Annotated in this window: 8 protein-coding genes; 2 read left to right on the forward strand and 6 right to left on the reverse strand. The window is 61.2% G+C overall.

Annotated features, from left to right (window positions below):
- Positions 1-196 precede the first annotated feature (196 nt).
- Genes HRF45_14080 through HRF45_14100 form a run of 5 tightly spaced genes read right to left on the reverse strand, consistent with a single transcriptional unit; the run spans position 197 to position 5,738 of the window.
- Positions 197-1,366, reverse strand: coding sequence for a Gfo/Idh/MocA family oxidoreductase (locus HRF45_14080; protein MEP0767648.1), 1,170 nt, complete (start codon positions 1,364-1,366; stop codon positions 197-199).
- 42 nt (positions 1,367-1,408) lie between these two features.
- Positions 1,409-2,248 (reverse strand): peptide chain release factor N(5)-glutamine methyltransferase, encoded by an 840-nt coding sequence (prmC, locus tag HRF45_14085; GenBank protein ID MEP0767649.1) that lies wholly within the window; start codon positions 2,246-2,248, stop codon positions 1,409-1,411.
- A complete protein-coding gene (locus HRF45_14090) occupies positions 2,232-3,278 on the reverse strand; it encodes a DNA adenine methylase (GenBank protein MEP0767650.1) in 1,047 nt (348 codons plus the stop codon). Before HRF45_14090 ends, prmC begins: the two co-directional genes overlap by 17 nt.
- Positions 3,275-4,552 carry a GTPase HflX gene (gene hflX / locus HRF45_14095; protein ID MEP0767651.1) on the reverse strand — a complete coding sequence of 426 codons (1,278 nt, stop codon included), beginning with the start codon at positions 4,550-4,552 and terminating at the stop codon, positions 3,275-3,277. The genes HRF45_14090 and hflX overlap by 4 nt, the downstream gene beginning before the upstream one ends.
- 7 nt (positions 4,553-4,559) lie before the next feature.
- A complete protein-coding gene (locus HRF45_14100; GenBank protein MEP0767652.1) occupies positions 4,560-5,738 on the reverse strand; it encodes an aminotransferase class I/II-fold pyridoxal phosphate-dependent enzyme in 1,179 nt (392 codons plus the stop codon).
- Between the two features lie 135 nt (positions 5,739-5,873).
- Here HRF45_14100 and motA point away from each other — a divergent pair, with 135 nt between their 5' ends.
- Positions 5,874-6,731: a flagellar motor stator protein MotA gene (gene motA, locus HRF45_14105; GenBank protein MEP0767653.1), complete on the forward strand. Its 858-nt coding sequence runs from the start codon at positions 5,874-5,876 to the stop codon at positions 6,729-6,731.
- A 3-nt stretch (positions 6,732-6,734) separates the two neighbouring features.
- Complete coding sequence (locus HRF45_14110; GenBank protein ID MEP0767654.1) at positions 6,735-7,589, forward strand: OmpA family protein; 855 nt, start codon at positions 6,735-6,737, stop codon at positions 7,587-7,589.
- On the opposite strand, the gene HRF45_14115 is transcribed toward HRF45_14110, so the two are convergent.
- Positions 7,586-8,056 carry a GNAT family N-acetyltransferase gene (locus tag HRF45_14115; GenBank protein ID MEP0767655.1) on the reverse strand — a complete coding sequence of 157 codons (471 nt, stop codon included), beginning with the start codon at positions 8,054-8,056 and terminating at the stop codon, positions 7,586-7,588. The genes HRF45_14110 and HRF45_14115 overlap by 4 nt on opposite strands.
- Between the last annotated feature and the right edge of the window lie 122 nt (positions 8,057-8,178).

Raw genomic sequence — 8,178 nt, forward strand, 5'->3', positions numbered from 1 at the left:
CCGGCTAGCACGGCCCCATCAACTACCACACGACCACGAACCGCGCGGGGGCGGACATCCCTCTCTCCTCGAGATTCCCCCTTTCGCAGGCCCCCAGCGTGAACCGTTCGGCCTGCAACGTATTCTTGCCGAAGTTACTGAGCATGAGCTGGAGGACCGCTGCTGGGCAAGGCAGCGGCCCTTTGGAGCGACGTAGCTATAACAGTGAACCGGGCGATACCCAGCGGCGTTCCTGCGCGCTGACCTCCACCGCTTCCAGCACCGCCTGGTTGCGCACGCCGTCTTCGAAGTTCGGAGAGATCGGCCTGCCCTCGGCGATGGCCGTGAGCGCATCGTAGAGCACGTGCACGAAGGTGTGCTCGTAGCCGATGATGTGACCAGGCGGCCACCATGCGCCGACGTACGGGTGCACACCCTCGGTGGCGAGGATGGTGCGAAAGCCCTGCGCGTGCGCAGGGTCATCGGCGGAGTAGAACTCCAGTTCGTTCATCCGCTCCAAATCGAACGCGAGCGAGCCCTTAGAGCCGTTGATCTCGAACCGGTTGCAGTTCTTCCGGCCCTGTGCAAAGCGCGTTGCCTCGAAAGTGCCCACCGCGCCGTTCTCGAAGCGCGCGAGGAACAGCGTGGCATCATCCACGGTAACTTCACCCATCTCTGCCGTGCTCGAGGTCGCAGCCAGTCCGCCAGCGGCCTTTGCTAGCTTGGGCCGCTGCTTGATGAAGGTCACCATATGCCCGCACACTTCGGCGATGTCGCCGATAAGGAAGTGCGCGAGGTCAATGATGTGAGCGTTGAGGTCTCCGTGCGCGCCGGAGCCCGCGAGCTCTTTCTGCAGCCTCCAGACCAGCGGGAAGGAGGGTTCTATGATCCAGTCCTGTAGGTAGGCGGCACGGAAGTGATAGATCGTTCCCAGCCGACCCTCTTCGATGAGTTGCCGCGCGAGCGCGATGGCGGGCACCTTGCGGTAGTTGTGGCAGATGCCGTGGGGCACGCCGGCCTTCGTGACTGCCGACAGCATCGCCTGCGCTTCGGCCAGTGAGTTGGCGAGGGGCTTCTCGCACAGCACCGTCTTGCCTGCTTCGGCAGCAGCGATGGCCATTGGCGCGTGCATATGTCCGGGGGTGCAGATGTCTACCATGTCAATGTCCGGGCGGCGTACTACTTGCTGCCAGTCCGCCGAGGACTCCTCCCAACCGAGGCGCGCGGCAGCGTTCGCAGCCCCCTCGGCGTTCAGCCCACAGATAACCTTCATGACGGGCTCGACCGGGATGTCGAAGTAGCGGGCGACCTGGCGGTAGGCGTTGGAGTGCGCCTTTCCCATGAACTGGTATCCGATGAGAGCGACGTTCAGTTTTCGTTTCGGCATGCGTTCCTCCCGACGGGTGATTCGCCGCGTGAGGCTGCCGTCCTACTTGCGTGCCGAGACGACGCGTGGGATGCCGGCGAGGTCGTCGAGCACCGTGAGGTCGTGCCATTCCGAGAGCAATCTGGCGACCTCGTCCGCTTGGCCGATGCCAACCTCTAGGATGAGCGCTCCGCCAGGCTTCAGTGCCGCTGCTGCTTGAGGTAGGAGACGGCGGATGAGCGAGAGACCATCCAATCCGGAATAGAGCGCGAGCGGGGGCTCCCATTCGGCAACTTGGGCCTCGAGCCGAGGATCCCCCTCGGCGACGTAGGGCAGGTTGGCAAGTACGGCAGCGAGGGAGTCGTTGCGGACGCCACGGAGTAGGTCGGTCTGGACAAGCACCGTGCGGCACGAGAGCCCGTGCTGAGCAAGGTTCTCGGCAGCCGCCTGCAAAGCGGCGTCAGACAGATCGGTACCGATACCGATGCGCCCGTTCGGCAGCAGGGCGCAGGCGAGAATGCACCCACATCCCGTGCCGACATCTGCAATGGGTCCACTCGGCAGGGCGGGTTCGAGTTTCAGAAACCGGTCCACCAGCAGCTCGGTCTCGGGCCTCGGGATTAGCGTTGCAGGTGTTACGCGAAAGCGCCTTCCGTAGAACTCGCGATAGCCGAGGATGTAGGGCAGGGGCTCGCCTACCGCCCGCCTAGCTACCAGATCATAAAATCGTGTGACTGTCTCGGGAGGTGGTACGTCGTCCATGTGTGCGAGCAACAGCGATCGCGACATTCCGAGCACGTGTGCGGCGAGTACCTCGGCTTCCAGGCATGCGGACTCGCCGGAGGCGTGCAGCAGTGTCGCCGCATCGGCTACCAAGCGGCGGATGTTAGTGCTTTCGTACATAGTACAGCCGCTCGATGACGGTCCGCTTACGTGCACGTCCTGCCCCGCGACCAAACACGGGGTACTCCGACTCACTGATAGTGACTGGGCCGAAGCCTGATAGGATCCTCAGGATGTGCTCGTGTGGGATGATCCCCTCGGAACTGTAGCTGAGGAACAGGTGCTTGCAGCGTGCAATCGAGCAGACGCGAGCAAGTTCGACCGCGGCCGTTGCCCTCGACGAAAAGCGGCTGCGGAGGTGATCTCGATGGAACTTGCGTGTCACCCCGTGTACGGCAGGCTTTTCCCATCGCGCGATGTTCTCGAGCACGTGATAGAGGTCGCTGTACTGCCGCGTATTATAGGGTGGATCGAGGTACACCGTATCAACGGCATGACGGCTCAGCAGATCACAGGCATCTGCGGTCTCTACGATCGGCTCTTTGCAGCTAACCGCAACCGGCACCCTCAGATCTAGCGGTTTCAGCGCGTTGCTGTCTACCAGGTGTCTGCTACTATCCTTTGCAGGAGCGTGCAGGTTCTTCATATACGCATCGAACTGTCCGACCGTGTTGGCCGCCTTGTCCGCAGCGTACAGCAGGGATGTCAGCATGGCATCTGCAAGTCTGGGGTCTTCTTCCTGCTGTATGCGCTCCCGAATCGCGTCCATGTGTGCCGCATTCTCATGTGAGAAGTATCGTCCCCCGAAGTGCCTCCACACATATCCTTCCAGGGGTGGTTGCATCCTCAGATCCTCGATCGCCGCTGCAGCGCTCTCGAACTCCACGCCGTCGAGTAGGAAGACCCGCAAGGGTATCGTGTTCGACACCAGAATGTCCCCGGCGGCTATCCGCGTAGTGCTAGGCAGTGACGACACCGCGTAGGCCACGACACCCGTGCCCGCCATCGGGTCGCAGAAGGAGCCGATGCAGCCATCGGTCAGAGACTGAAACCGTTCCAGCAGCCACGGCAGAAGAGCCGTCTTCGCGCCGAGGTACTTACGATTCCATGGATACAGCGGGGATGGCACGAGATGTGAGGTTGCGGTCATCTTTGCAAGTAGGGGGTCAGGCGAGCCGCCATGCCTTCGACCACTTCGGCGTTCACCAAGATGCCCTCTGGTAGGTACTTCGCGTCCAGCACTCGTCCCATCTCGTAGCAGTCCGCTACCAGGTGACTGTCGGAGTAGGGAACCAACGCGACAATGGGTGTCAGGAGAGAGCGAACAGCCGACACGAGGCGATCCGATAAATGGTTGATACCAATGGCGTCTCTTGCCGAGATGTATGCCGAACAGGGAGTTTCCGCAACGAGTTCGACGAGCCGATGCTGATCTTTGACCAGATCGCACTTGTTGAACACCGTTACCATCGGCTTGCCGGCGGCGTCTAGCTCGTTAAGCGTGTCATAGACGGCATCCCGCTGCAGCTCCCAATACGGATGGCTTACGTCTACCACGTGGATGAGCAGGTCGGCGAAAGTGACCTCCTCGAGCGTGGCATGAAACGCCGCGACGAGCTGAGTGGGTAGGTTTCGAATGAACCCTACGGTGTCGGTGACGAAGACGGAGTATCCATCTGGTAGTGCCACCCTCCGCGTGGTAGGATCGAGTGTCGAGAAGAGCTGGGCATCAACCCACACGCTGGAGCCGCTGATGGTGTTGAGTAGCGTGGACTTGCCGGCGCTCGTGTACCCGACTAGCACTGCGAAAGGGAACGGGTATCGCCTGCGACTGTCTCGTTGATGCTGGCGTTTCCTTCGCACTTCGTCCAACTCGACCTTCAGCGCAGCGATGCGGTCGCGCACGCGCCTCCGATCCTGCTCGAGCTGTTGCTCGCCTCCTCCGCTTCGGGTGCCCGTCCCGCCCCGTTGTCGCTCGAACTTGGTGTAGCGACTCATCAGGCGCGGCAGCCAGTAGGTGTGCTGAGCCAGCTCCACCTGCAGCACTCCTTCGGACGTATGCGCCCGCTGCCCGAAGATTTCGAGGATAAGCTGGGGCCGGTCCACCACGCGGCAACGCAGCGCCTCTTCCAGGTTGTGCTGCTGACGGGCCGATATCTCCGCATCCACGATAGCGCAGTCCGCGCGGCTCTGCGCTACGAGGTCTACCAACTCCTCGACCTTGCCCTCGCCGAGGTACGTGTGTGGGTTTGGCCGGTCTATTCGCTGCCGCAGCTCGCCTACGGTCTCGTAACCGGCACTGTCGGCAAGGGAGCGAAGCTCGGAGGCCACGTACTCGTCTTCTTCTGGAGCGATATTCACGTATACGAGCGCGGCCATCTCCTTCGGGGGAGTTGTCTCGTAGGTGACGCTCTGCTTGCTCATCAGATGCCTAGAATGCGTATCCGAGGCCGGAGATGCGTCGGACCGCTTCGGCCAAGCGGTCGCCCTCGCGGTCTCCATCCACCGTCAAGGACATTCTTACGTAGCCCTCCCCCGCTTCGCCGTAGCCGATGCCCGGGATACACACGATATGCGCCCGCTCCAGCAAATCCTTGGCGAAGGTCATCGAGTCGTAACCCTTCGGTACCGGTGCCCACACATAAAAGGTCGCCTTGGGCAAAGGCACGTTCCATCCCAGATCTCGCAGGCCGCCCACTAGGATGTCGCGCCGCCTCTGGTAGAGCCTCAGAGCCTCTCCGTTGTTCGCCGAGCGTAGGGCGAAGGCACCCGCGGCGGAGATTGCCATGAACTGCTTGCTATCCAGGTTAGATTTGAGCTTCGCCAGGTTCTCGATTGCCTCGGGGCATCCCGCTGCGAACCCGAGCCGCCATCCCGTCATGTTGAACATCTTAGAGAGCGAGTGGAACTCCAGCGCACGCTCAGCGGCTCCGGGCACTTGCAGCAGGCTGGGGTGCGTGAAGCCGTCGTAGCAAACTTGCGCATATGCGGCATCGTTCACGAGTAAAATGTCATGTCGGTTACAGAACTCCAGCGCCTCCTGGTAGAAGTCGAGGGTCGCGACCGCAGCCGTGGGGTTGTTGGGGTAGCACACGAACATCAGCTTGGCTCTTGCCGCAACGTCTTCGGGGATGGCGCCGAGTTCGGGCAGGAAGCCCCGTTCGGCCCTGAGGGGCATCTCGAATACCTCGGCGTCAGCCATCAGCGAGCACACCTTGTACACCGTGTAGCCCGGCTGAGGTACCAGCGCCACATCGCCTGGGTCGCAGTAAGCCCAGCACAGGTGGGCCAGCCCTTCCTTAGAGCCTATCAGCAGAACTAGCTGGGTTTGCGGGTCCAGCTTCACCTGGTAGTTCCGATGGAACCAATCAGAGGCAGCTTCGAGGAAGTCAGGCAGGCCGTGCGGTGACTCGTCGTACCGATGAGTCCAAGATTCCGCAGAAAACTTGCTCAAACACTCCACAATCGGTTTCGGCGTAGGCACGTCCGGGTCGCCAATCCCCAGGTCTATGATGTCCTTGCCCTCGGCCCGTGCTTTGGCCTTGATCCGGGCGATCTCGCTGAAAAGGTAAGGCGGAATGCAGTCAAGTCTTCGGCTGCGTGCCGGCATCTGTATGTCGACTCCCTCGGGTGTTTGAACCTAGTCTACCTCCGTACTCCGCCGTTACTTCGACGGGGATCTTCGGTCGCCAAGTATGGAACAAGTATGTGGGACGTGTAGCGGAGGGAGAGGCTCTAGCGCGCGATGGCTCTGATCGTCGGCATGTTGGTCGTGTTCGGCAGCATCATCTTCGGCTTTACCATGGCCGGAGGCAAGCTGGCCGTGTTGCTACAGATTGCCGAGTTTATCGTCATCGGGGGGGCGGCGGTCGGCTCCATGATTGTCTCCCATGGTCCCGGTGTCCTCGGCAGGGTTTTGCGCGAGGTCATGGCTCTCATGAAGCCCCACTCCTACAACAAGGAGTCCTACAAGGAGCTCCTCAAGCTCTTGTTCACGCTGTTCAACCTCTCCCGGCGCGAGGGGCTTCTTGCACTGGAGAGCCACGTCGAACGTCCCTCCGAGAGCGAGGTGTTCACCCGCTTTCCCAACTTCCTACAAAACCACCACGCGCTCCACTTCTTCTGCGACACGATGAAGGTGATTCTCACAGGCACCGTCTCACCGATGGACCTCTCGGACATGATGGACAACGACCTGGACGCCGCACACGAGCAGGAGATGGTGATTCCGAACCTCGTGCAGTCGGTTGCCGATGCGATGCCTGGTTTCGGGATCGTCGCGGCAGTGTTGGGCGTCGTGATTACCATGGGTTCGGTGGGTGGCAGCCCTGCGGAAATCGGTCACCACGTGGCGGCAGCTTTGGTCGGAACGTTCCTGGGTGTCCTCTGCGCGTACGGCATCTTCGGGCCTCTCTCCTCCGCCATGAAGATGCGCGTGCATGCTCAGCACATGTACATGATGGCTATAAAGAACGCCCTTATCTCGTTCGGACGCGGCGAAGCTCCCCTCACCTGTTGCGAATTCGCCCGCCGCAACATCGAACCCGAGCTGCGACCAGGGTTCAACGAGATGGAGGACTTCGTAAGGGAGAAGGCGGCATAGCCTATGCCCGAAGAACAGGCCGTACGGATTGTCAAGAAGAGCAAGAAACACGGCGGCCACCACGGCGGTGCCTGGAAGGTAGCGTTCGCCGACTTCATGACCGCTATGATGGCTTTCTTCCTGGTTATGTGGATCCTCGGCCTGAACCAGGAAACGCGAAAAGCCATCGAGGGGTACTTCAACGATCCGATCGGGTTCAGCGCCGGGTACCAGAGTGGGCGCAACCCCTTCGCCACGACGGGAATGGCCGAGGGTGGCAGTGAAAAGACGGGCGGGCAGTTGGCAGAGGCATCCGGCGCAGGGCGATTGGGCGAAAAGAAGAACATGCGACAGGTGAAGAGTGATATCGAGAAGGCCCTCAAAAAGATGCGGAGGCACACCGGTCTGGCAGGTCAGGTGCACCTGCGGCTGACCTCGGAAGGGCTGCGCATCGAGCTTGTGGACCGAATGGACGCCGCCTTCTTCGCCCTGGGCAGTGCAGAACTCAACCCACAGGCCGAGCAATTGCTGCGGATGCTTGCCGAGGAGATCGCGCAGATCCCGAACCAAGTGATCATCGAGGGCCACACCGACGCCAGGCAGTACTCTACCGGGAGGTACTCGAACTGGGAGCTGTCGTTCGACCGCGCCAACACCGCCCGCCTGACCATGAAAAAGTACGGGCGGGAGGAGCAGCTATCCCAAGTGCGCGCCTACGCCGACACGCGGCCCCGAGTACCCGAGGACAAATACCACTTCAGCAACCGGCGGGTATCGCTGTTGGTCCAATACTCGGATATAACCGATGGCGGTAAGCCGAAGCCGATCAAGACACAAGTGTTTAAAGGTGCCGGGCTAGAGCCGGACTTCGCTCCCTAGAGCATGTAAAGGAACCCGTGCTCGAGACTATTATCCGGGTCGTTGCAGCGCCTTTGGCCTATCCACTTGGCGCCATGCCGGAAGTAAAGTGAGTGCGCCAAGGTCAGTTTCACATCCGACCAGATGAACATCCTGCGAAACCCCTGCGCCCTACTCCAATCGAGTGTGTGGAGAAACAGCTTGCTGCCGATTCCTTGGCCCCTCAAGCGGGCAAGCAGGTAGAGCCTCGCGAGCTCGCAGTCCGACTCGGTGTGCGCGTGGACCCCACACGTCGCAACCACTTGGCCATCCTGACGCAGCACCCAGAAAGCCCCACCCATGGCGGGGTAGTGCTCTTCGATGTGTTCCAAGTCGGCGTGGTAACCGCCGCTTTCCCATGTGAAACCGTATTCGTCGTACACCGTGCGGATCACGCGGATGACAGCGGGCGAGTCCTCGTTCCGCGCCGGCAGCAGTTCCAAAGCCATAGGACGATTGTACTTCGGCGCAGGATCGGGCCGGCCTCAGCGGAACCTTCCCGTCATGCCGCTCGCGCTGGAGATGCTGAACATCAACAAGTCGTTCCCCGGCGTAAGGGCATTGCGCAACG

This window comes from Fimbriimonadia bacterium (genome assembly GCA_039961735.1).
Lineage (GTDB): Bacteria > Armatimonadota > Fimbriimonadia > Fimbriimonadales > JABRVX01 > JABRVX01.